The organism is Labilibaculum antarcticum, from assembly GCF_002356295.1.
Lineage (GTDB): Bacteria > Bacteroidota > Bacteroidia > Bacteroidales > Marinifilaceae > Labilibaculum > Labilibaculum antarcticum.
Window position 1 is genome coordinate 307,199 of record NZ_AP018042.1, and the last position, 23,957, is coordinate 331,155.

Sequence of the window (23,957 nt, forward strand, 5' to 3'; positions counted from 1 at the left end):
TTTGTGCTCATTCGTGTAATTTGTGATTCATTAACTTTTAACTACAAAATGAATCTTTTGTACTGCAAACTTGTTGCTCCAAAATTGATTAATAGCCCTACTCTTTTACCCGTAGCCTTCAAATAATTTAAAACTTGAGCAGTATGAATATCATCCAAAGTTTTTACAGCCTTTAACTCAACAATAACTTCATCAAAACAAAGAAAATCAGCGTAATATTTCTTATCAAGCTGATTTCCTTTATATACAATTCCAAGTTCTACCTCTCTTTCAAAATCAATCTCTTTTTCTACTAATTCTATTTCCAGAGCTTCTTGATAAACCGCTTCCAAAAAACCACATCCGAGTTCTGAATGAACTTCCATACAACTACCAATAATTTTGTAGCATTCTTTCTTCAGAATATAGTCTTGCTTCATTTTGTAAAAAAGTAAATTTCGAACCACAAATTTCTCCAATTTTCACAAATGAAAAAAGCTTTATTTAAATAAGCAAAATGATCAATCCTCCATCATAAGGGAGGCAAGACTCCATTTTGACACTTAAAAATTTGTGACAATCAGTGAAATTTGTGGTTAATATTATTTGAGGTTTTATTTGTCCGCAACAAGATTTAAAAGGTACTGTCCATACCCATTCTTTTTCAATGGCTCGGCCAATGTTTTAACTTGTTCGGCAGTTATGTAACCCATATTGTAGGCTATTTCCTCCAGACAAGCCACTTTTAAGCCCTGGCGGGTTTCGATGGTTTCGATAAAACGACCTGCATCTAGTAAAGATTCATGTGTTCCTGTATCCAACCAGGCATACCCCCTACCCATTAATTCTACTTTTAGTCGACCTTGCTTTAAATATTCCTGATTGACAGTGGTAATTTCCAGCTCGCCACGATGAGAGGGTTTCACATTTTTTGCGACTTGCACCACATCATTGGAATAAAAATACAAACCAATAACAGCATAATTCGATGCAGGATTCTCTGGTTTCTCCTCTATGGAAGTTACTGTTCCATCTTCATCAAAAGCAGCAACGCCATAACGCTCAGGATCTCTTACATAGTATCCAAAAACAGTAGCTTTGCCTTCTTCCTCTACATTTTTACGCGCATTTCTCAACATGCCCGTAAGGTTGTGACCGTAGAAAATATTATCTCCCAATACCAAACAAACCGAATCATCGCCAATAAATTCGTCCCCAATGATAAAAGCCTGAGCCAATCCATCAGGACTTGGTTGTTCTTTGTAAGATAATTTTAATCCCAAATCTTCACCAGATCCTAATAATTTTTCAAAATTAGGTAGATCCTCAGGAGTGGAAATGATAAGTATCTCCTGAATCCCTGCCAGCATTAAAACTGATAATGGATAATAAATCATCGGTTTGTCGTAAACAGGCAAAAGCTGTTTCGAAACTCCTTTGGTTATTGGATACAAACGGGTTCCGCTGCCTCCTGCTAAAATGATTCCTTTCATATAATAATGTGTTTTTTAGTTGCTATATCGTCCCGAAAACTTCCGGGATTACCATGCTAAAATAATCATCCCCTGTGTGTCAAAATCACTTTGGCATGGACGTTTCATGAAATTTTATTTATGATCGTGTGATACACTAATTCAATATTCTATGCACTGTAAACAGCTTATTTTTATGACCTAAACATCCAATAATTGCTTAATTTTCTCTACTGATTCTCCATTCGAATTCAAAACAGCCCCTTACTCCCTACTTTTGAGTCCGATTTGTTTTGTTCTTCTGTGTCAATCCTTGCTTTCAATAGGGCTGAAACCCTCCTTCCTATCCATCATCTGCAAATTTCAGACATCTCCCGAAAAAGAAAATCAAATTTACGGACAAATTCAACAGCCTACAAATTTCCAACTATCTATATTAACCTTCCATTCTTCGTAGTTTTCCCTAGAATTTCTACTTAGGGACTGTCTTTGCGAGGAGGAACGACGTGGCAATCTGTTTCAATCTTGCAGAAATGTTGCTTGACTGTTCGACCATTCCACCCTATTTGTTCAAGCATTTCTGCATCCCCGATGCTAAAGTACGGGGCAAAATAAATAGGCGGGAGGCTATTTCATTGAATTTCTTTACACTTGATCCTTCTATTTCTTCCTTTTGGCGCTTCGCCCAAACCCGACTTCATTTTTGTCTTAATACAAAAACGAAGCAAAAAGATCAAGACCTCGACAATCGGTGACCCATTACGCCTCAAAGGCTAAAAAAAAGTAATGTTTAAAAAATGATTCATCCTATTTTCCTTTTTCGAATACTGGTCATTTTCCAGCTTACTGCTTCTATCAAAAATGAAGTCCATTTTTAAAACGGATTTTTTTCTTCACGACTTTTTCTGCTATGGGGACCCCTCCCGAAAGCTTTCGGGATGCCTTGTCCATGTCGAACGGCCCTGTTTGAACATTTGAATTATTAATTTGTTAGGGATCCTTCGTCGCTTCGCTTCGCTCAGGATGACGTGCAATGATGATCATTCTTTCCTTAACCCTTAATTTGTGAAACTTTGTGGAATTTGTGGTTTCATTTTTTTCCTTTATCCTTGTTTCCCTTTAGCCTTTATGTCTCTTCTTTCTCCTCAAGCCAGAGGGGCTCTTACATTTTTCCGATGAAAAAGTAAGCAAAAAATCCTCGGTGGCGTCCTCAACCACCCATTAAAGCTCGAAGGCTAAACAAAAGAAACTCGCTTCGCTCAGACAGTCTTTTGTTTCACGCCTTCTTCACCAAATGGGTCCCGGTCTCCGGACTAAATTCCGAATCCTCCTTATTGAGATTTGTGGAATTTGTAAAATTTGTGGTTTTCCTTTTTTTATGCGGTATTTGCGTCCAATTATTAATTTCTAATTGTTAATTCTTAATTTGTTAATGGCTGTCTTTGCGAGGAGGAACGACGTGGCAATCTGTTCCCATTTTGCAGAATATAAAACTTTAACCTTTACACTTAATTTGTGTTCATTTGTGAAATTTTGGTTTTCCTCTTTTTTCCTTTACCCTTTATCCTTGTTTCACTTTACCCTTGTTTTCCTTAATTTGTTAGGGATCCTTCGTCGATTCGCTTCCCTCAGAATGACGTGCAATGATGATCATTCTTTCCTTTAGATTTAATTTGTGAAAATTTGTAGAATTTGTGGTTTTCCATTTTTTTCCCTTTACACTTTAACCTTGTTTCACTTTACCCTTGTTTTCCTTAATTTGTTAGGGATCCTTCGTCGCTTCGCTTCCCTCAGGATGACGTGCAATGATGATCATTCTTTCCTTTACCCTTAATTTGTGTTCATTTGTGGAATTTGTGGTTCCTTTTTTTTTCCTTTAGCCTTGTTTCCCTTTCCCTTAAACTGTACGTTTTCATAAAAAATCCCCCTTTCTCAAGGGGGATGTTCTGTTACAAATGAAATGGTATAACTTAAAATTTCGAGGAGTCATAAATACTAACAAAATGATATTACTTTTGCTAGTAAGCCGAGGCCCTCAATTCCCGTTTTAAACTTTCGCCGGTTTACTGGAGAATTTAAGGAGCCTCGGCTTTTTATTCTGCCTCAGTTTTTTCGACTGCTGAATTCTCGTTTTTGGTTTTTCGAGTGCGTGCAGCAGCCAAATACCTTTGCGTACAATCGTTGCTAAAAGTAGCAATCTGAGTGTAAGCAACATCCGGGCTAATACGATTCAACACCTCAACGGCCTCGAACAATTCTTCACAAGCCGTTTGCAATTCCTGATAAACAGTAGCCATATCGTAAACAGTCTGATTGTTATTCGTATTTGATTTCTCTTCCAACATCTGATCGTAAACAGCATTGTCGGCTACCATATCCTGATACCAATCATTGGCTGATAAACTGGTGATTAGGGCTTGATTCTCTTCCGAACTCAATTCCTTGACTAAACTGGCCATTTTTGCCGATTGCACTTTCTTCCCTCCATTTTGCAAAGTCCAGCCATGACCTTTAATGATGAGGATTATTTTTTCGGCAGCCGCAAGCATACTTTCATCCTTACGGTGAGTAAAAGCTTCCATCAAATTGCGGAAAGCAAGAAAAGATTCATCACGACGATGATCTTTCACATTCAACCATTCGGTATATTCACTCGAACGACTTCGATTCGAAGCTGCAAGAGCTTCCTCTAACTTTAAACTTAATTTCCCGGCTGGATCTTTTACAGGCAAAGCCTCTAAATTCAACGAGCTAAGGAACGTTTTAATTTCGTTGCAATACCCCAACAATTCGTTGATACGCAGAAAACTAAAAATCATTTTAACAAACATACTTCTAGATTTTTAATGATTAATACTCCCACCATTTATTAACAGAATAATAAAAATAGAAATTTTAGAAGTAAACACATACTATTTATATGTATTTTTTCACCGAATAAAAACACAAGCTCTGAACAGCTCCTTATTGATGATAATCCAGGATCATATTTTTCCTACTAAAAAACACAAAGATCGAATATCTTTTGTTATGACAAGAGAATCGCAAGCTAAAGCTGTCCCCCCCAGGCAGTAGCAAAAAATAAAAAGTTCCGATTACATCGAAAAAAAGAAATGGAATTCTGAAACGTACATGCCTAAGCGATTTTGACACAAAAGGAGATGATTATACCAGCATGGTAAGTTCTCCCGATAAATTCGGGACAGGCTATATGGCAAAAACATACAATTATTATCATATGATAAGTTTCTTTTTTTGTTGGAGCATTTTACCCTTTCAAATAGTTTGGAGATACCATCTTGAGATTTTTACTCTTTCCAAATAGTTTGAAGATAGTATTTTGAAATTTTCAACCTTTCCAAAAAGTTTGGAAACAGCATTTTGAGATTTTTACTCTTTCCAAATAGTTTGGAGATAGCATCTTGAGATTTTTAGCCTTTCCAAAAAGTTTGGAGACAACATTTTGAGATTTTTAGTCTCTCCAAAAAGTTTGGAGTTAGTATTTTGAAATTTTCAAATGCAGAAAAGCCTTATATAATAAGGGATACAGAAGAAAAAGCCTCCTCCTGACTCCTTCATGAGAGCATGCATAAATCGCTTTGATCCATGCCTAGAGCGCAGCAATCCAAAACAAAAACGCACTGATCCACGCCTAGAGTACAGCAATCCAAAGCAAAATCGCTCTAATCTATGCCTAGAGTTTAGCAATCAGGACCTTCTGGAAAGTCAGAACTACAAAGGAAAAGCCGAAAGAATTCATGTTCTTTCGGCTTTACTTTCTTTTACCCATCAATCTGGAAACGCATTCCCACGCTATAAAAATCTATAAGACTTCCCATAGCAGGCAATCATTACCAAGCTTACTCCACAAACATTCTTTTGTGGAGTAGCCTATCTAGATTGCAAGTAGAGTCTACTCATGTAAGGAAATCAGATTGATTATGAAGTTATGCGGGTTGTGAATAAATTGCCACCTCATGCTTCAATGACAGCAAGCATTGGCATTGCAAAGGAGCCTCAGATAAGTGGCAAACTGCCAAATGTGAGACTCCTTCTTTTTTTTTGTTTTACTGTTCGCGAGGAGATTGCCGCAGCCTCATTCCTCGGCTTCGTAAGGTTCGTTTTATTTCAAATAATACTCATACATCAATTTGATTCCTTCTTCGAGCTCAATGCTGTATTTCCAGCCTCAAGTATGCAGTTTTGAAGGAACGGTTAGTTTGCGTATGGTTCCGTCTGTTTTTATTGTATCAAAATCAACTTAACCTTTAAAGTCAATTTTTTTGACTCATTTTTGAAAAAAAGCGTATAGAATATACCATTAACAAAATAGCTAATTATAATTCCACACAATTAAAAATGAATAACCAAAAACTGCTTTGGCTTTTCTTCGTTACTCATGGGCCAAAAACGGGAACCTAATCCCCCAGCCATGATAACGATGTAGTTGTTGTTCATATTGTTAAATGGATTTAAGCAAAGATCCAATTTTACGAATTTCTGATTGTAAATCAATATGATGATTTCCAATAAAAAATCCATCTCTATCAATTCTTTGAGAATTAATTAATACGCCATGAATTTCATAATCAAAATATTTAATCACAGGATTCTTAGTAAAGTCGCCAGCAACTATAGGCCTAACCTCCACTCCAGAACTCTGCAATTTATTCATTACAAACTCGCGTGATATCCCAATTTCTGGATTTACGATAAAAGAAAATCCAAACCAACTGCTAAGTCCTATCTCTTTTTGTAAAATAAATTTATTTTGATTCTGAAGTTCTTCAATAAATACCTCAGCATTACTTCTTCGCTTTTGTACAAAATCGTTCAATTTTGAAAGTTGAACTGTACCAACAGCCCCACTCATTTCTATAGGTCTAACATTGTATCCTGGTAAAACAAATTTAAAAGACTCCAAAAAAGCGTTTGTATCTTTTTGTCCAGTAACTCTATTAACTTCTGGTAAATTCCTAGTCCAACCATGTGCTCTTATTGAAAGCAAAATATGGAAAAGCTCTTCATCATCAGTGGTAATCATTCCACCTTCCATTGTAGAAATATGATGGCTAAAGAAAGTACTATAAGTTCCAAGCAAGCCAAATGTACCTGTCTTCTGTCCATGAAATTCAGCACCCATAGATTCACAATTATCTTCTAGAAGATAAATGTCTCTATCTTTTATTAGCTCATTTATTCTTTCAAATTCATTAGGATTACCAAGAAGATTAACAAGAAAAATGGCACGCGTTTTGTCAGTAATCGCTTCTTTTAAAGCATCAACAGAGATATTTAAGGTTTCAATATCAACATCAACAAATTTCAACTTTAAGCCATACTGCTGCAAAGGATGATATGTTGTAGACCACGACACTGAAGGCACTATTACTTCATCTCCGGCTTTTAGAGGATTCTCTTGTTTAAAAAACAAAGCTGCCACCGCTAATAGATTTGCGGAAGAGCCTGAATTCACCATCACGGAGTATTTACTCCCAAAATGCTGAGCAAATTCTTTTTCAAATTGACTAACGTGTTTTCCCATTGAAAACATTCCAGTAGAAATAACCTTTTGTATTGCGTCAATTTCTTCATCTCCCCAAGATGAAGTCGCTAAAGGATAATTAATCATATTGTTCAAATTTTTCAAGATAAAATTGATATGTTTTTTCGATACCTTCCTTTAAATTATGCTTGGCTTTCCATCCTAATGATTCTAGTTTTGATACTGAAACCAATTTTTGCTTCATCCCAACTGGTTTATCTAAATCAAACTTAAATGTTCCTTCAAAACCAATAACCTCTTTAATGGCCTCATAATAATCTAAAATAGAATGATCATACCCTAATCCAACATTAATCAAATCAGGAATCTCATCGAAATTATTCACACTGTACCAAATAAATTCAGCCAAATCACCAGCGTACATAAATTCCCTTCGTGCACAGCCATCTCCCCAAATCTCAACTTCAGAATCTCCTTTTTTCTTAGCAAGGTGAATTTTCCGAATAACTGCTGGAATCATGTGGCTGTGTTTGGGATCAAACTTATCCCAACGACCATAAAGATTACATGGGATAAGAGTTTTGTATTGCATTTCAGGATATTCCTTATTAATATATTCACAGAATCGTAATGCAAATATTTTTGCAAGTGCATAACCTTCATTGGTAGGCTCTAATTCCCCTTGCAGAATATATTCTTCTACCAAAGGATTTGTAGCATTTCTTGGATAAATACATGAGCTACCCAGATTAATGAATTTCTTAATCCCGTTATCTAAAGCAGCTTTTATTATATTTTTTCCCATTTCTGTATTTTCAAACAGAAACTTAACGGGATTAGCAATATTTGCCTGAATACCACCAACAATACCTGCTGCATGAATAATTATCTCAGGTTGATGAATTTGCAAATAATTCTGAACTGAAGATAAATCTAATAAATCCAGATCACTGGAGCTAGGTTTTAATAATTTGATTTGACTTGGTATCCTTTCAATAATATTCTGGCCAACCAATCCTGAGCCACCTGTAAGGAGAATCTTCATGTTATTCAAAATTGTTTAATGTTTTATATCCAGACGACTTCAATAAGTCTTCCTTTTTCATCAGTTTGATATCTGACTCCATCATATCCTTAACCAAAGCAGGTAAATCATACTCAGGCTTCCATCCTAAAACAGTATTTGATTTAGTTGGGTCACCAATAAGCAATTCAACCTCAGTTGGACGGAAATATCGCGGATCTACCTCAACTAAACAGTCACCAATTCGTGATTTAATAGATGACAAATAGAATTCGCCAACACTTTGAATAAATAGTTTTTCATCAATTGAAGAAATATAAGCTTTCTCTGCTTTCCCTTCCCCTTTAAATTCTGCAATAATACCACATTCAGCAAAAGCAAATTTCACAAAATCACGCACAGTTGTTGTAACCCCTGTAGCAATTACATAATCAGAAGGTTCATCTTGTTGAAGAATGGCATGCATGGCTCTTACATAATCTTTAGCATGTCCCCAATCTCTCTTCGAAGAAAGATTACCTAAATATGTTTTATCTTGCACACCCAAAGCAATGCGAGCGGCTGCACGGGTAATTTTACGAGTAACAAATGTCTCCCCTCGTAATGGAGATTCATGATTAAATAAAATTCCATTGGAGGCATGCATATCATAAGCCTCTCGATAATTTACCGTCATCCAGTAGGCATACATTTTAGCTACTGCATAAGGTGAGCGTGGATAGAAGGGAGTAGTTTCCTTTTGAGGCACTTCCTGCACCAAACCATACAACTCAGATGTTGATGCCTGATAAATACGTGTTTTCTTTGTTAAACCTAAAAACCGTACTGCTTCCAAAATACGAAGAGTCCCCAGACCATCGGCATTACCAACATATTCCGGTATTTCAAAACTAACTGCAACATGAGACATTGCCGCTAAATTATAAATTTCATCCGGTTGCACCTCTTGTATGATACGAGTAATATTCATACTATCCGTCATATCACCAAAATGAAGAATAAAATTCTGATTTTCAACATGAGGATCTTGATATAAATGATCAATACGATCAGTATTAAATAAAGATGATCTACGTTTTATACCATGTACAATATAGCCTAATTTCAATAGATATTCTGAAAGATAAGCTCCATCCTGACCAGTTACTCCGGTGATTAATGCTATTTTTTTTGACATGTTTTTTATTTTAAATATTTTAACAATCCCTTAATAGTATAATTAAAAAAATACATACAGGCTTTTATTTTTCCTAATTCTCCAACTTGCCTTAATACCTTAAAATGGTAAATTGCAGCCTTAAATTTATTACTCGAGACAGAGTTTGAACGAACTCTATAGTAACCTAAAACATTATTATTAAGTCCTCTTGTCTCACCAATTACCTGAAAAATCTTCAACCATAAACCATAATCCTGCCTCTTTCTTATTTCTGGCAAATAAACTTTCCCTAATTTGAATGTGTCATATATAGCCGTTAAGCATCCTATTTGACATGATTTCAAAAGATCTGAGTAAGTTAATTTAGGATTAGGATTTACAATACCACCCTTCTCATTATCTTCATTTATTTTTTGATAAGCTGAATAAGTAAATGCCAGATCATTCTCAGCCATAAATTTTATCTGCTTCTCCAACTTGTCAGGAGTCCATAGATCATCACTATCACAAAAGGCAATAAACCTACCTGTAGCATTCTCTATAGAATTATTACGAGCTATTCCTCCTCCACTATTAATATTTAATTGAAAGATTTTTATTCTATTATCTTCTCCAGCAAACTCATTTAATAAATCAATCGTTTTATCCGATGAACAATCATCAGTGATCAAGAGTTCCCAATTATCATAAGTCTGCCTCTGAATGGATAAAATTGTTTGTACAATATAAGCTTCTGAATTATAAGTTGGTGTAATAATACTAACCTTCATATCCTTTCAATTTAAATACAATAAACCTACGCCATTTCCAATATACACAACGGGTAAAGATCTTAAATAAAATAGTTTTAAAACTCAAAATTAACGCCTCATAAAAGGTTAATATTTCTCTACTAATTGTAGGGTATACACCTATCTTTTTTAACCTACTTAATTCTGACGGAACCCATTTCCCCTGAACAACAGTATTTAGAATATTGAAAAAATTCTTGTTAACCACATAGAAACCATCATAATAATCACTACGAACAGCACCAAACCTTTCAAATTCCCATGCATTCTCTTCTTCCTTAAGAAGATCTAAAAACACATCAATATTCCAAAGAGCATACACACAAGTAGGACGATACAAAGAACCTTTTTCTATTTCTCCAAAAAATTTATTTTTAACTTTTGTCGGTTTGGGTTTCTTAATGAATTTCAAATAATTCCCTTCACATTTCTCAAATTCAGATATAATTTTTGTAAATTCTTCATTATTCACTTTTCTTATAAGAACCGAATCTTCTAATGTAATTAGAACAAATTCATATTTCTTTTTCAATTCAATTAAGACCTTCATTACTCCATCAGACCATGATTCATCATTTCCTATTTTTATTGAAAAAAAAGAAGATTCTGGAATATCCTTATGATTAGTAGCAAAATATTTATCAAAAGGACAATCTGGCCAATATTTTTCAAATGTATCAATATATGTTGTCCAAAGGTCACTATAATTATCACATGATAGTACTAAGAACGCTGTATTATTTAAAAATGCATTTTTCATATAAACTTATTAATTCACGAGTTGTATTTTCCAACGAAATTTTAAACTTAAAACGATCCCTTGTATTTTCTTCGTGAGAATTTTTCAATTTTTGCTTTATCTGCCCTGACGCTATTTCGGGATTCACACTTATTATTAGTGACTCCTTGCAATTACTTATTTGGTCTTTAACATCACCAACGTTAACACCAAACACAGGTCTATTCATGGCTAATGCCTCTCTAACTATATTAGGTGAACCCTCTGCATCTGATGTTAATAAGACATAATCCGTTGCTGCCATAAAAAATGGCACCTCATCCGAAGGAACCGCATTCATTAGAAGCAATTGATAACCTTCACCCATGTATTGAACTATTTTTTCCGCCAAATCTAATCTCTTTACAGGAGATGAACTAATAGAAGAAAAAAGAAATAATTTTTTATCTGAATCTAAGTCTAAGTACTCTCTTGCATAACTCTTAGGAATTGGTTTGAATAAGTTATAATCAACTCCAAGTCGCTGAATAAAAAATTTAGAATTATAAAGGTACTTGAAGTATTTCGGAACCGAATCAATCAATACATGAGAAACGAAACCAATTCTAGAAAACATCACAAAAGAGAATAAAGCAAAGAGCCTATTTAATTTTACTTTAAATTTTCGATATTTATTTTTGTTTTGATTAACTAAAACACCATGAATTTCAGTACCATGAAAAGTCACAACTCGCCTATTATTCTGAAAAACAAAAGGTAACAAAGCAAGATAAATATAAATCCCTCCAAATTGAAAATGAATTATATCATATTTTTTCTTTCGTGCAATATACAATTCTCTTAAAGTCTCAAACTTATAACTAAAACCAACAAAATCAATTTTATCCTTTGGCTTCAGTCTTTTCATCTCAGACATCAAATTATTTATCACAGGGTTACCAACTCCATCACTATTTGAAATTTGATTCGAAATAAATAAAATCTTCATAATTTGATATTTACTAACTTGACAAAGTTGTTATTGAATTATGATTAATTAACTTTTGGGTCGACTTTAAAACAATAAATGGTAATTTTATCCATTTTCCTAATTCCCATCGTTTTGCAATGCTAAAAAATGCTTTCTCAGATGTTAGAAAAAACATACTATTCATCATCTCAATATGAAGTTGATGATAAAATGAACTAGAAATAGCTTTATTAGTATTATAATAAGACCATATTTTAAAATAATTATATTTACTACTTAATATTTTTAAAGTCGAAACATATTGTTTAAACAGGGACATATCATTAATGAAAGAACAGTAATCTCTGATCCCATATAACGCAAAAATAAATCCATTCAAAACATTTTCGGATGTCCCTCCAAATTCTTGTAACACGTATCCAGAATCAGTTAAGACATTCAAATCCTCAGTCAACATGTAACTTTTGGCTTTATCTATAACACTGTAGGCAACATCATAGTATAAAAAACCATGATTATAGCATCGATATACAAATGAAATCGCCAATCCTTGTCCCATTGCAGATGTCCATCCACTTTTTAATCCTAAAAAATCAACTTCATAATAATTTCGCCAAGCTCCATCCTTCTCCTGATTTTCTAAAACCCAACTCAGTATCGATTCAATTCTCTTTGCTAAAAGATCACTATGTTTATTTGTATACAAGTCAATCAATCCTAATCCATAATTTAGAATTGTGATAGAAAACTCCCGAGATACATTGTTCATCTCAACTAAAGGAATACCATCTTTTAACTCATAAGGGTAATTCCCTTTTGCTGAAAAATCCAAATAATAATATTCTCTATAAGAAATATCTTGACGAAACTTTAATCTTGGATGCCAATAATCTGGTCGGTCTAATATCTCATCTAGTAATCGATTAAAGCTATAAATCAATTTATCCTTGTTCATATAATTTCAAATAATTTTGGTTTGTATTTGATATATTATAAATTTTCTCATAATCCATAATACAATGATTCTTAATTTCTTGAACTAATTCACTCTCGCTATTTAAAAAAGTTTTAAGAGTTTCATGATATGAGTTATAACCGAAACCACTTGAAATAAATCCATTTAATTTGTCTGTAATCATATCCTTAACACCACCAGCAGGAGTTACCACAGGAACACATGAAACAGCTAAAGCTTCAATTAACGAAATAGGCATACCTTCATACAAAGAGGACAAACAAAAAGCATCAGCAAAAAACAAATAATCAGTTGCATTACCTTTCGAACCCAAAAAGTTAATTCGATCATTACTCATTGATCTGTCATCTATAATAGATTTATCCAACTTACCAATCACTAATAATACAATATCATATCCCTCATCAATTAACCTATTTGTTACATTAACCAGGAGTTCGTGGTTTTTTTGTGTACTTATTCGTGCAATATTTAATAGTACTTTAGTATTAATACTTATTTTCAATTTGTTTACCTCTTTCTTAACATCATCAAAATGAGAGCTCTTGGTTGGCATTGGAATACCATTATATATTAAAGTGGCGTTCGAACTATATGCGGCTTTAAAGGATTTATGTGAATCCTCAGATATTGTTACAGGCCTTATCAATCCAACTTTAAAAAATATATTTTTCACAAATCTAATTAATCTTGACTGGGTTTCTTTGAATGCATCATTATGAATAGTGTGAATAAATCTAATGTTTTTAAATAAAATTGTGAATAAAACAAGATAATTAACAACAGATCGATGTGAATGAACAATATCTGGCTTTACTTCTTTTAATAATCGATATACCTTTAAAAAAATGGCTATATCAAATCCCTTTCGTTTGCCAAGCGAAATAAATTTAACATTAGGGTGTAATTGATTATGAAAATAATCTTCCTCTCTCAAATCCCAAAATGAGCAAACAGTTACATCGTTTTGTTTTACTTGTTCATTACTAAGATGAACAACAAACTTTTCGGCGCCGCCATCTCCGAAATCTAAAGTTATGTGTAAAATTTTCATTTATATAGTTTGTTAAAATACGATCTTATCGAAATTGAAAATATCCGCAATCATTAGAATTAGAATATACAGAAGCAATAAAGAATAAAATGTGCGCAATGAAATAATACAAAGCAAATAGGTAATTCTTCGTAGTGTTATTTTTCATTAAATACAAACATGAATAGGCATATACAAATATTCGCATTGGTAAAAAATACATATTTATACGGTTTAAAAAATAATTCTGAGAAATGATTGGTTCAAGTATTATTCCTAAAATAAAAAAATTGTAAAAAATAATGTATGGACTTAATTTAAAATAGTTTTTTACATAAGGACTTAGGTATATAGTTAATATATATATACTAATTTTAAGCAGAAATCCAATTCCAGATCCTTTTTCAAAGGTTACGCTAAATTTTAAAATCCGATCCAATTGGTCGTAATTTAATGCCGTAAAAATAAAAGCTGATTGTTTAAGTAAATAAGGTAGTAGTTCAGTTCCAAAAATCAGTGTGAATAACATTGCAATAAGGACTAAAATTCGGCTAGAAAAAATGTTCCTATAAAAAATAGGAATTAACATTGCTGGAATTAATACACTTTTATGAAATAAAAAAGCAAGAATCAATAGTATAATTGATTTTATATATTTTTTTTCAACAAAAAATCTAATTACTATAAATAAAATACAAAGCGCTATTGATTGTCTGATTCCATTCTGAGAGAACAAAACTGTCGAAGTTGTAAAATAAAAGAATATAACTATAGGTAAAAGGTTAGATTTAGTACTAACTGACTTGTATAAAAAATATACGACTATAAAAGATGTTACAATAAATATACTAGTGCTTGTTAAGTCTAAGTTTGCCAGGATTTCATTTAAGAAATGATATCCTGGTTCAAGTTTATAAATATTAGAAGTATTCATTTTAACACTTCTAAAGAAATTCTCATAAGACTGAAAATCAGTTCCAACATTATACCTTAACCCCCAAAATAATGAATATATTAATATTGGTAAATAATAAAAACCCTTACCTAATAACTTATCATCATATACTGAAGATCGAGCAATCGAAACTGAAATATGTGAAGAAATCACCATTAGTGATAGCAATATAAAATATAATAAAAGACTTATGATCATATTTGACTTGTGAAGGTAAATTATATTCGTACCAATATTTGGAATTTAATTAATTGAGCCTTTCATTCTATGAATAATGTAGATAGCTGATTTATATACAATAGGAACTGTCAATATTGACCGAACAATTCTATGTTTTCCTGTATATATTCTCATTTTTCCTATTTTCAGTATTTCATGATCTTTAAAAAGACTATAAAAATATAATTTATCCTTTAATTTAAGAGGGAATCCAAGCACATTCAATATAACTAAATACTTATAGGCATTTATCCATTCATTAGCATAATAAGAAAAATTTTTGCATTTCTTATTAAGTGGGAATTGTTCTTTAAGTATTTGTAAAATAGAAATTAAACTAAAAATGTTTTTATATAGATCTGAATAATTTGTTGGTCGACTAACAGAACCTGACCTAAGCATATAATTATATAATGCTTTTTTAAAATGCATTATTCGATTACAATAACTATAAAGTTTAAGCGTAAATTCATAATCTTCTTGTGTTATACCTTCAATAAAATAAATCATTTTTTCAATACACAACTTTCTTTTTATTATAAAAAAACATGGGGAATGTTCCACATCATAATCTTTAATATATTCTAATCCAGAAACTATACCCAATGGTTTATTCTCAAGATTCCCTTTTTTTTCTTCTCCATTTTTGATAGAATTTACACCAAAGCTTAAAACATCAAGATTATTAAAAATCGATATGTTTAATATCTCAGATAATATATTAGGAAGAACTGTATCATCCGAATCAATGTACCATATATATTCACCTTTAGCTTTCTTTAGTCCGAGATTCCTTGCAGAACTAGCTCCTCCATTCTTTTTGGAAAAAAGTTTTATATTGGAAAACTCTACTTGCAATTGGTTTACCAAACCCATCGACGAATCACTAGAGCCATCATTAATTATAATTATTTCATATTCTTCAATTAATAAATCTTGTTTTTCTAGAGATCTAATACAATTATCTATATACAATTCTGCATTATACATAGGAATAATAAATGAAAGCTTACAAATCATTTTAAATTATTTTAATGAACTAAAAATGAAATTTTGAGATTTCTCCTTCTCATTTTTAAAAGATTTATTTACATTATTAAAATCTATGTGTCAAATCATCATTTAATTCCTATATAGAATTTATAACCTGCCCAACCCGCTTCGACCTATTATCAAAACCCGACAATAAATAAAATCAACAAGAATATGAAAAAATGCAAATAAATATAACATAGTTTAAATTGCTAATAATAATTTCCGCAGAACACCTGAATATTTGCATATTCTAAACTCAAATAACTGATAAATATATTTTGATTGTTAACAATATAGATTGTCCATATGAATTAGCGCATGGATAACTAAAATAAACCCACGCTTCATTTTTGCTGTACCCATCAATACGCTACCCATACAATTCACAACACTATTTTTCCTATTGTATACAGTGATAATTATACTCAATCAAATATTAATCTTGCTAGAACTAGTAAACACTCCATTTAACTTGCATCTAGGAACACCATTTTTGATTCCTAAAAAAATAACACCCTTTTATATAACCAAAATCCTCTTTATAAGTACCAATTATTATTAAATAAAGGATAAATATTTCATCTTTAAGTTGATTCCGATTGTTTCTTTTTACTCGAAACTCTTTTATAACATCCATAACAAAACCATTCAAAAAGAACTTCTTAAGAATAATCAGTACAATAATAACTAATAATGAAAGAGCAAGTGAATTTGAAAAACCAAATAAAATTAATGCTATTAAAAGAAATAGTGGAACCAAAACGAATAAGGAACTTTTCAATAATTTTAGTAAAATTCCACGTGTAGACTTTCCAATAAAATGATCAATAGCCGCTGTAAAATATCCATTTTCAAATCTTGTTTTTAACCAAGATTTGATATTTGGAGGCTGAAAATGTTTAACTCTCATCATTTGTGACCTCCCTATAACCAATTTATCATTTGCTTTTGCAAATAAAGCTGTCTCATCCCCTCTATATGTAAATTCTGGCTGAAATCTACCAACATCATTCAGAAATATTTTTCTAAAAGCCATATTTGTACCAATAACAGATTTTTCGTTTTTCATATAATGTGAAAAAATACTATCCTGTAGTACCCGAGCAAAATAAATATTGTTATTATACAATTCGACCTCCCCCCCCAAACAGTTCACACTTGGATTACAATCAAAATAATCTATTATGATTTTTAAATAATCTTCATAAACAACTGCATCTTCATCGATATATACAACCAAATCTGAATTGCTTTTATCAATTCCAAAATTTCTGGCAATACTTAACCCTTCATTTATTTTACTAAAATATTTAAAATCTGGATGTTTTGAATCTAGATGAGTTTTCAGGAAATTTTTAATTATTTCAGAAGATCTATCTATTGAGCCATCATCAACAATAATTACTTCAAATAATTCACTTTGTATATCTTGATGTAACAAACTTTCTAAACACGCTACAATTGTATCCTCACCCCTATAACAACAAACTATTACAGAAATCTTAGGCTTATTAACTATATCATTCATAATTATCACTAAGTAAAACAAAAACTATTTATTATCTAAAAACCCTTGATAATAACTATCCAAATATTCTTTTAAAGAAATTTTCCAATCCCTCATTTTATTAACCTTTCTTAAATCTAACTTCTTAGCAACTAATCTTTCTGAAGCAGGTCTCTGAGCATAATATTCCTCCTTAAAATAATCTGAACTTACTGGAGTAATTTTAATATCATATGGTAGCTGTAAATATTTGACTAATGTTTTGGCAACTTCAAATCTACTTGTCTGTCCTCCACATACCATATTATATAACCCCCAATATTCTTTTTGTATCAGCTCTTTAACCGAATTAGCGAAATCGTGTGTGTAAGTAGGAGTACCATCCTTATCATTTACGATGAATAATTCTTGTTTTCCATCTTTAATTTGCATCATTAATTTTTGAACAAACTTTTTATCTTTTTTTGGACCTGAGCCCATCATCCACCCTGCTCTACAAACTAAATATCGATTTGCATTCTCACATACATACCTTTCGCCCATATACTTAGATCTTGCATATACACCTAAAGGATTAGGCATATCCCAATCATCATAAAAATCCTTTTTTCCATCAAAAATACCTGCAGTACTTATATACAGTAAAGGAATGTTTAGTTCATTGGCAATTCTTACCGCATTCTCAACAGCTAAAGTATTTGTCATATAAGTATCATCAGAATGTTCTTCACAATACTCTAAATCAGTATAGGCACCTAAATGAAACAAATAATCAGGGTTAAAATCCAACACATCTTTTCTATAGGCGTTAAAATCTCTAAAATCCAAAAAAGTTAACCAATCCTCATTAACATCTTTATCAGAACATTTTAACTTATATTCATTATTAAATATTTTATAAAATCCTTCACCTAGCATTCCACCAGAACCAGCAATGTAAATTTTTTTCATCTTTAAACTATTTAGTACTACAATTACTATTTAATTCCATTATAAAAACATATCCTTTAATAAAAAACACAAGAATATTTTTTATACTCATATATTAATCTTTTAATAAATTATTAATCAAATCATAAACTTGAAATAATTCTAATTTTTCAACCTCATCATTAACCTTATGCTCATCCCAAACAATACAAGTCCCATATGTAGACTGTGTATCAGGTCGATATCCATGCATCCCTTTCAAAGCTTTATCATTATGGAAAAAATCAGGAAATATTAAGACCCCTTCATTTGCCCACCATGTAAGATCGCCATATTTTCTATCACCTACAGGCAAATAATATTTGCTTGAGACGTCAGCATTTATCACAATTCCATTTTCATTAAACGAAGAATCATTCTTAATTTCTTCACTAAATATATTTCTGGATTTGTCGTTAAAAAACCACATCCTCAGCAATGTTGAATCCAGAAAATATATAAAATCAGTGCCCGTTTTGAGCCTATGCTTTATTGCTATTTCTGAAATTTTCATCTTTACATCTATATCTTTAACGACCTCAGTCATTCCATGATCTCCAAGAAATAAAAATTTTGTAGACGAATCAATTTCGCTAAATTTCTCAACACTACTTTGTAATAAGCTATCCAACTTCAAAAGCTCACTCTTAAGTCTTTCCGAATTAGGACCGTGGTAATGGCCCGCTGAATCAGATATACTTATGTATATTGGAATAAAAACATTCTCCACATTTTTACTAGCTTCTATAGCTAATTTGATTCTGTTTTCATCATCCCCATTGGAGATTCCACCCAAAGAAGTAAATGCATCGATATAAGTTCTTCCTTTAAATTCTTCTACTACTTTAAAAAGCGATTTTTTAGAATTAATCTCATCTCGTTTATACAGATCAAACTCATCCTCCGTTAAATTAAAATAGCTTAAAAAACTTAACGGAATTTTATAAGGTTTTAATTTTTTAGACGTTCCAAAAAACTTTAGATAAATTTTGAGTAAAATACTATGACAATATTTATCTATTATGTTTTTCTTCCTTTTCAATAAGACAATAGCCAGATAAGAAATTACATTTTCAATCCAGCCAAAAAAATTCAATGTCCATAAATTCTTATACAATCCTTTTTCATAATCAAAGCCAATAGCTGTAAAAAAACCAGATTCTTTTGGTCGTAAACCAAAAAATATTTCAGTTCTCTCACAAAACCCAGCACTTGGTATAATTTTCTTAATATGCTTTCCTTCTTTAGCTTTTTCAAATAAGAATGGAGTAATATCTTCAGATAAATACTCTTCCTTAAATGCATCTAACAAAAAAAATACTACTTTCATAAATACATTCTTAATTCAGAAACTAATAATCTTAATTCATTCCAATCCAGCTTACGCAAATCTATCGAAGAATCAATACTCTTCACTATTTTTTTTGATTTATTAATTAAGTCTACCTTTTGCTTACCTTCCTTTATATAGGCTTCCAGCAAATAGGATTGTGCAAGTCCAATTTTTTTATTTTTAATGTATTTTAATCGTTTATTCTTTAAAAATAATTTTGTAGTGACTACAAATTCCGAAAAAGAAAACCTCAAAGATGACTCAATATCCTTAGAACAATTTATTTTCTTTTTATAATATATACTTAACACATGGAACATTTCTACTAAAAATATATTCGCAATCTCGCTATACATAGTTTCAACATCCAACGGACTTAATTTATTACCACTAGGCCTACATTTTTCTTTTATAGCCCAATTTGACCATTTAATTAAATCTGGTTTATTCTGACATGTATTATTTATTAATTCAACTCTTTTTCTATAACTAGTGTCATAACATTTTTTTTGCAATAAAACTATATCAACTATAGCTAAAATAGCCTTAGCCATTTGATTTTTAAAAAACCTTGAATCTTCACCTGAAACACCACTTTCAAATCCATTTTTAGGCAAAGATCCCAAAAAAGTCCATATACGTGTGAAGTATAAAGTTTCAGCTTCTTTTAAGGATAAATGAATATTTTGGAATTTTGGTATATCTTCTAAGATTAAATTGTCGCCATAAATAACTCTACTACCGTATTTAAAATCATAATTAAATATCGATAATTTCAAATTCTTTAAAGTCTTTTTACTTTTTTGTGAAATATCTATCCATTTTACATCCAACTTATCACTTAATGTATTTGATATTTCATTAATTATTTCTTGTTCTAACAAATCACTGACAACTAGTATTATATCAAAATCATTGTAAGTACGAATCTTTCCTTCTTCATCAGAAAAAAAAGCACCTTCTCCTCTTCCATAACTTCCATATAAAACTATCGCAAGGAGAGAATCACTCACTAACTTGATAGATTCATTGACAATAATTTGTATTTCATTATTTAATTTATTGTTAATATCGACCTCTTCTATAATACACATACTATTTAGTTTAATCGTTTTTTTTAATAAAAACTTGCTTCAACAGTTTTAGGCTAGGAATATGAGCTTTATAATAATCACTAAATTCTACTTTAATTAAGGGATTAATTAAGAATTTCCACATAGGTATAAAATAAATAACCATTACTATTACCATTGCCGAAGCAACAGCTTCTATACTAAATTTTGATCCGATTAATATTCCAATTGGCATGATAATAAACGATGCTAAAAACCAATAAAATTCCAAATTAGTTTTACCCGTTGCAATTATTAGGCTTCCAGATGGTATTTTTATTGATATAAAAAACATATATATTGACAATATTCTTACAAGAATTTCAATTTCCTGATATCCGGCACCATAAAATAGTAATACTATTGGTTTAGCAAAAAGGATAAATAATAAGTAAATTGGAATACTTATTGATGACACAAACTTTATAATCTTCAAATAGTTTTCGCGAAGACTTATTTTATCTCCTTGAATAAGTGATAATATAGGTGCCATCACTTTTAGAACTACAGGACGAATAACCCTCAATGGCCTATCAACCAATTGCTTCGCCAGACTATACCCCCCTAAAACTTCTGTTCCAAAAACATTTCCAACAATTAGGATATCTACTTCTTTAATAAAATAATTTATTACTTGCCCTCCAATGTTAAAGACTCCAATTTTCAAAAATGGTTTTGCATCAGAAAACATAAAATGAAACTTCAACCTCTTTGCTATTAATCCTTTTATAAAATAAAAGAAAGAGACTAATGTAGTATATGCCAAACTTGAATAAACTAACGAATATACCCCAAAATCATTTATTGCTAAAATTACTGCTACACCTAAAGAAACTACAGATGAAAAAATATCGACTAAAGCCAATAATTTAAAGTTTAATTCTTTTTGTTCAACTGTTCTAAACTGGCACCCCATCGCATTCACTATTAACCCAATAGACGCTAATGGAATTAAAGTCATCAATTCACTTTCCTTATAAAATTCAGATATAAAAGAAGTAACCAAAAACAAAATAAAAAACAAAAATATACTAAATCCTAGATTTAACCAAAATAAACTAGAATATTCATTTTTAGTAATTTTTTGTCTATGAAGAATCGCAGTTGTTAATCCTAAATCAATAAATATAATGATAAACCCTAAAATAAAAGTAACCAACGCCATTAAACCAAAATCAGAAACTTCAATAATTCTAGTGAGTATTGAAGCTTTTATAATTGCAGACAATGCTACAACGACAGTAGAAAATGTCGTCCACTTTGCTCCATCTATACTCTTTTTTTTTAGGTTCATAAATTGATATAACTTATTTGTGCTTTCAAATTATTTAGACGTCATGCTGAACTTATTTCAGCATCTCTACTTATCGGCTATTAGATCATGAAACTAGTTCAGGATGACGGGATGAAAAAATTCAAATCATTCATCCAATAACAGACAACTGGCAATAGCTCTTTTATTATGAGATAGCTTTGTCCTACCTCCTCGCTATAACAATAGATTCTTAACCCTTCCCAATATTATAAACCTGGAAGCCGATTTTTTCGAGTTCCTCATTTGAAACCACATTACGTCCGTCAAAAAGAAAAGCAGGTTTCAACATTTCATCGTAAACCTTATTCCAATCATAAGTTTTAAATTCGTCCCATTCGGTGAGGATAGCAATGGCGTGGGCGGATTGCATGGCGGTGTAGGGATCTTTATGGACGATTACGTTTTTAAACAGATCCTTCGTCGCTTCGCTTCCCTCAGGATGACATACACTTTTAAGATCTGCAAAAATTTGTTCTTTGCTCACCTTAGGGTCATATATGTGTATTTCTGCACGATCCTCCAATAATTCTTTAGCCACATAAATAGCGGCAGATTCGCGGGTGTCGTTGGTGTCTTTTTTGAAAGCCCAGCCCAAGAAGGCGATTTTCTTACCCGAAACGGTATTGAATAGGGTATCAATGATATTTTTTGCAAAGCGGTGCTTTTGGTAGTCGTTCATTTTAATCACCTGCTCCCAATAGTCGGCCACCTCTGGCAAATTGAAATGACGACAAAGATAAACCAAGTTTAAAATGTCTTTTTGAAAACAAGACCCTCCAAAACCAACGGAAGATTTTAAAAATTTTGAACCAATACGAGAATCCGCACCAATTGCACGTGAAATCTCATCTACATCAGCTCCTGTTTTTTCACAAAGTGCTGAGATTGCATTGATGGAAGAGACCCGCTGTGCCAAGAAGGCGTTCGCCGTTAGTTTAGATAATTCGGAAGACCACACACGAGTGGTGATGATGTTTTCGCGAGGTACCCAATTTTCGTAAACAGCAACTAAAGATTTAATGGCAGACTGACCTTTTTCAGTTTCGTCTCCCCCGATCAATATTCTGTCGGGCTTTTGCAAATCGCTTATTGCAGTCCCCTCGGCTAAAAATTCAGGACTCGATAAAATATCAAAATTCGCTCCATTACCTGTTGAATTTAAAATGGTACTCAATGCCTCTGCCGTGCGAACAGGTAAGGTTGATTTTTCAACAATTATTTTATCATCTTTAGAAACTTTGGCAATTTGACGGGCACACAATTCTATGTATTTCAAATCAGCAGCCATTCCTTTACCCACACCATAAGTTTTGGTTGGAGTGTTTACCGAAATGAAGATCATCTGCGCTTCATCAATGGCTTGATCCACATCCGTAGAAAAGAATAGGTTTCTTCCACGGGCTTCGGCTACCACATCGGCTAATCCTGGCTCGTATATTGGTAATTTATTTAAATCAGCATCATTCCAATCTGCAATGCGTTGCTCATTTACATCCACCACTGTCACCTTTATGTGCGGACATTTTTGAGCGATCACGGCCATGGTTGGGCCACCTACGTAACCGGCGCCTATGCAGCAGATGTTTGTTATTGTTTTTACTTTAGTCATTGTTTATCCAGTGTATCGTATTGTTTTTATGTTTCTCTCTTTTATTAGCAGATTTCGCTAATTATTGCAAATTTCACGAATTAGAGCGAATTTCGCGAATGTGGCGTTAGTGCTTTGTGTTCACGAATCGTTTGTATTTTAATGAACGTTCACCAAAATTAACTAGTAAGTCTAATTCATAATTGCTTGCTTTTAGATAATTTATAGTTTGTTGTTCGTCAATTTTCAACATCGTTTAATAAATTTTACTTAGG

Annotated in this window: 21 protein-coding genes; all 21 read right to left on the reverse strand. The window is 32.0% G+C overall.

The genetic code is table 11. From position 1 onward, the window contains the following. Positions 1-41 precede the first annotated feature (41 nt). Positions 42-419, reverse strand: coding sequence for a GxxExxY protein (locus tag ALGA_RS01165; protein ID WP_096433312.1), 378 nt, complete (start codon positions 417-419; stop codon positions 42-44). A 174-nt stretch (positions 420-593) separates the two neighbouring features. Next, positions 594-1,472 carry a glucose-1-phosphate thymidylyltransferase RfbA gene (gene rfbA, locus ALGA_RS01170; protein ID WP_096427558.1) on the reverse strand — a complete coding sequence of 293 codons (879 nt, stop codon included), beginning with the start codon at positions 1,470-1,472 and terminating at the stop codon, positions 594-596. Between the two features lie 2,072 nt (positions 1,473-3,544). Continuing rightward, positions 3,545-4,282, reverse strand: a complete 738-nt coding sequence (locus tag ALGA_RS01175) for a DUF6261 family protein (RefSeq protein ID WP_096427559.1) — start codon at positions 4,280-4,282, stop codon at positions 3,545-3,547. Between the two features lie 1,522 nt (positions 4,283-5,804). Then, complete coding sequence (locus tag ALGA_RS23520; RefSeq protein WP_394339908.1) at positions 5,805-5,993, reverse strand: sugar phosphate nucleotidyltransferase; 189 nt, start codon at positions 5,991-5,993, stop codon at positions 5,805-5,807. Beyond that, positions 5,914-7,083 (reverse strand): DegT/DnrJ/EryC1/StrS family aminotransferase, encoded by a 1,170-nt coding sequence (locus ALGA_RS01185; RefSeq protein ID WP_096427561.1) that lies wholly within the window; start codon positions 7,081-7,083, stop codon positions 5,914-5,916. The genes ALGA_RS23520 and ALGA_RS01185 overlap by 80 nt, the downstream gene beginning before the upstream one ends. Continuing rightward, positions 7,076-8,002, reverse strand: a complete 927-nt coding sequence (locus ALGA_RS01190; protein WP_096427562.1) for a GDP-L-fucose synthase family protein — start codon at positions 8,000-8,002, stop codon at positions 7,076-7,078. The genes ALGA_RS01185 and ALGA_RS01190 overlap by 8 nt, the downstream gene beginning before the upstream one ends. A gap of 1 nt (position 8,003) precedes the next feature. Beyond that, positions 8,004-9,158: a GDP-mannose 4,6-dehydratase gene (gene gmd, locus ALGA_RS01195; RefSeq protein WP_096427563.1), complete on the reverse strand. Its 1,155-nt coding sequence runs from the start codon at positions 9,156-9,158 to the stop codon at positions 8,004-8,006. 5 nt (positions 9,159-9,163) lie between these two features. Then, on the reverse strand, positions 9,164-9,910 hold the full coding sequence (locus ALGA_RS01200) for a glycosyltransferase family 2 protein (protein WP_096427564.1): 747 nt from the start codon (positions 9,908-9,910) through the stop codon (positions 9,164-9,166). Beyond that, positions 9,900-10,691 carry a hypothetical protein gene (locus tag ALGA_RS01205; RefSeq protein ID WP_096427565.1) on the reverse strand — a complete coding sequence of 264 codons (792 nt, stop codon included), beginning with the start codon at positions 10,689-10,691 and terminating at the stop codon, positions 9,900-9,902. The genes ALGA_RS01200 and ALGA_RS01205 overlap by 11 nt, the downstream gene beginning before the upstream one ends. Then, positions 10,669-11,658, reverse strand: coding sequence for a glycosyltransferase family protein (locus ALGA_RS01210; RefSeq protein ID WP_096427566.1), 990 nt, complete (start codon positions 11,656-11,658; stop codon positions 10,669-10,671). The genes ALGA_RS01205 and ALGA_RS01210 overlap by 23 nt, the downstream gene beginning before the upstream one ends. A 13-nt stretch (positions 11,659-11,671) precedes the next feature. Beyond that, positions 11,672-12,595 carry a D-glucuronyl C5-epimerase family protein gene (locus ALGA_RS01215; protein WP_096427567.1) on the reverse strand — a complete coding sequence of 308 codons (924 nt, stop codon included), beginning with the start codon at positions 12,593-12,595 and terminating at the stop codon, positions 11,672-11,674. Then, entirely contained in the window at positions 12,582-13,670 is a 1,089-nt protein-coding gene (locus tag ALGA_RS01220; RefSeq protein WP_096427568.1) for a glycosyltransferase, read from the reverse strand. The genes ALGA_RS01215 and ALGA_RS01220 overlap by 14 nt, the downstream gene beginning before the upstream one ends. Positions 13,671-13,695: 25 nt before the next feature. Then, complete coding sequence (locus ALGA_RS23525) at positions 13,696-14,802, reverse strand: EpsG family protein (RefSeq protein WP_096427569.1); 1,107 nt, start codon at positions 14,800-14,802, stop codon at positions 13,696-13,698. A 45-nt stretch (positions 14,803-14,847) separates the two neighbouring features. Next, positions 14,848-15,843, reverse strand: a complete 996-nt coding sequence (locus tag ALGA_RS01230) for a glycosyltransferase (RefSeq protein WP_096427570.1) — start codon at positions 15,841-15,843, stop codon at positions 14,848-14,850. 493 nt (positions 15,844-16,336) lie between these two features. Beyond that, a complete protein-coding gene (locus ALGA_RS01235; RefSeq protein ID WP_096427571.1) occupies positions 16,337-17,386 on the reverse strand; it encodes a glycosyltransferase in 1,050 nt (349 codons plus the stop codon). Between the two features lie 24 nt (positions 17,387-17,410). After that, on the reverse strand, positions 17,411-18,316 hold the full coding sequence (locus tag ALGA_RS01240) for an SDR family oxidoreductase (protein WP_096427572.1): 906 nt from the start codon (positions 18,314-18,316) through the stop codon (positions 17,411-17,413). A gap of 94 nt (positions 18,317-18,410) precedes the next feature. Next, positions 18,411-19,664 carry an alkaline phosphatase family protein gene (locus ALGA_RS01245; protein WP_096427573.1) on the reverse strand — a complete coding sequence of 418 codons (1,254 nt, stop codon included), beginning with the start codon at positions 19,662-19,664 and terminating at the stop codon, positions 18,411-18,413. Next, entirely contained in the window at positions 19,661-20,761 is a 1,101-nt protein-coding gene (locus ALGA_RS01250; protein WP_096427574.1) for a hypothetical protein, read from the reverse strand. Before ALGA_RS01250 ends, ALGA_RS01245 begins: the two co-directional genes overlap by 4 nt. A 10-nt stretch (positions 20,762-20,771) precedes the next feature. Further along, entirely contained in the window at positions 20,772-22,073 is a 1,302-nt protein-coding gene (locus ALGA_RS01255; protein ID WP_096427575.1) for an MOP flippase family protein, read from the reverse strand. A gap of 211 nt (positions 22,074-22,284) precedes the next feature. Next, positions 22,285-23,703 (reverse strand): UDP-glucose 6-dehydrogenase, encoded by a 1,419-nt coding sequence (locus tag ALGA_RS01260; protein ID WP_096427576.1) that lies wholly within the window; start codon positions 23,701-23,703, stop codon positions 22,285-22,287. Positions 23,704-23,809: 106 nt separating this feature from the next. Next, positions 23,810-23,935, reverse strand: coding sequence for a GxxExxY protein (locus ALGA_RS23530; RefSeq protein WP_145957555.1), 126 nt, complete (start codon positions 23,933-23,935; stop codon positions 23,810-23,812). Between the last annotated feature and the right edge of the window lie 22 nt (positions 23,936-23,957).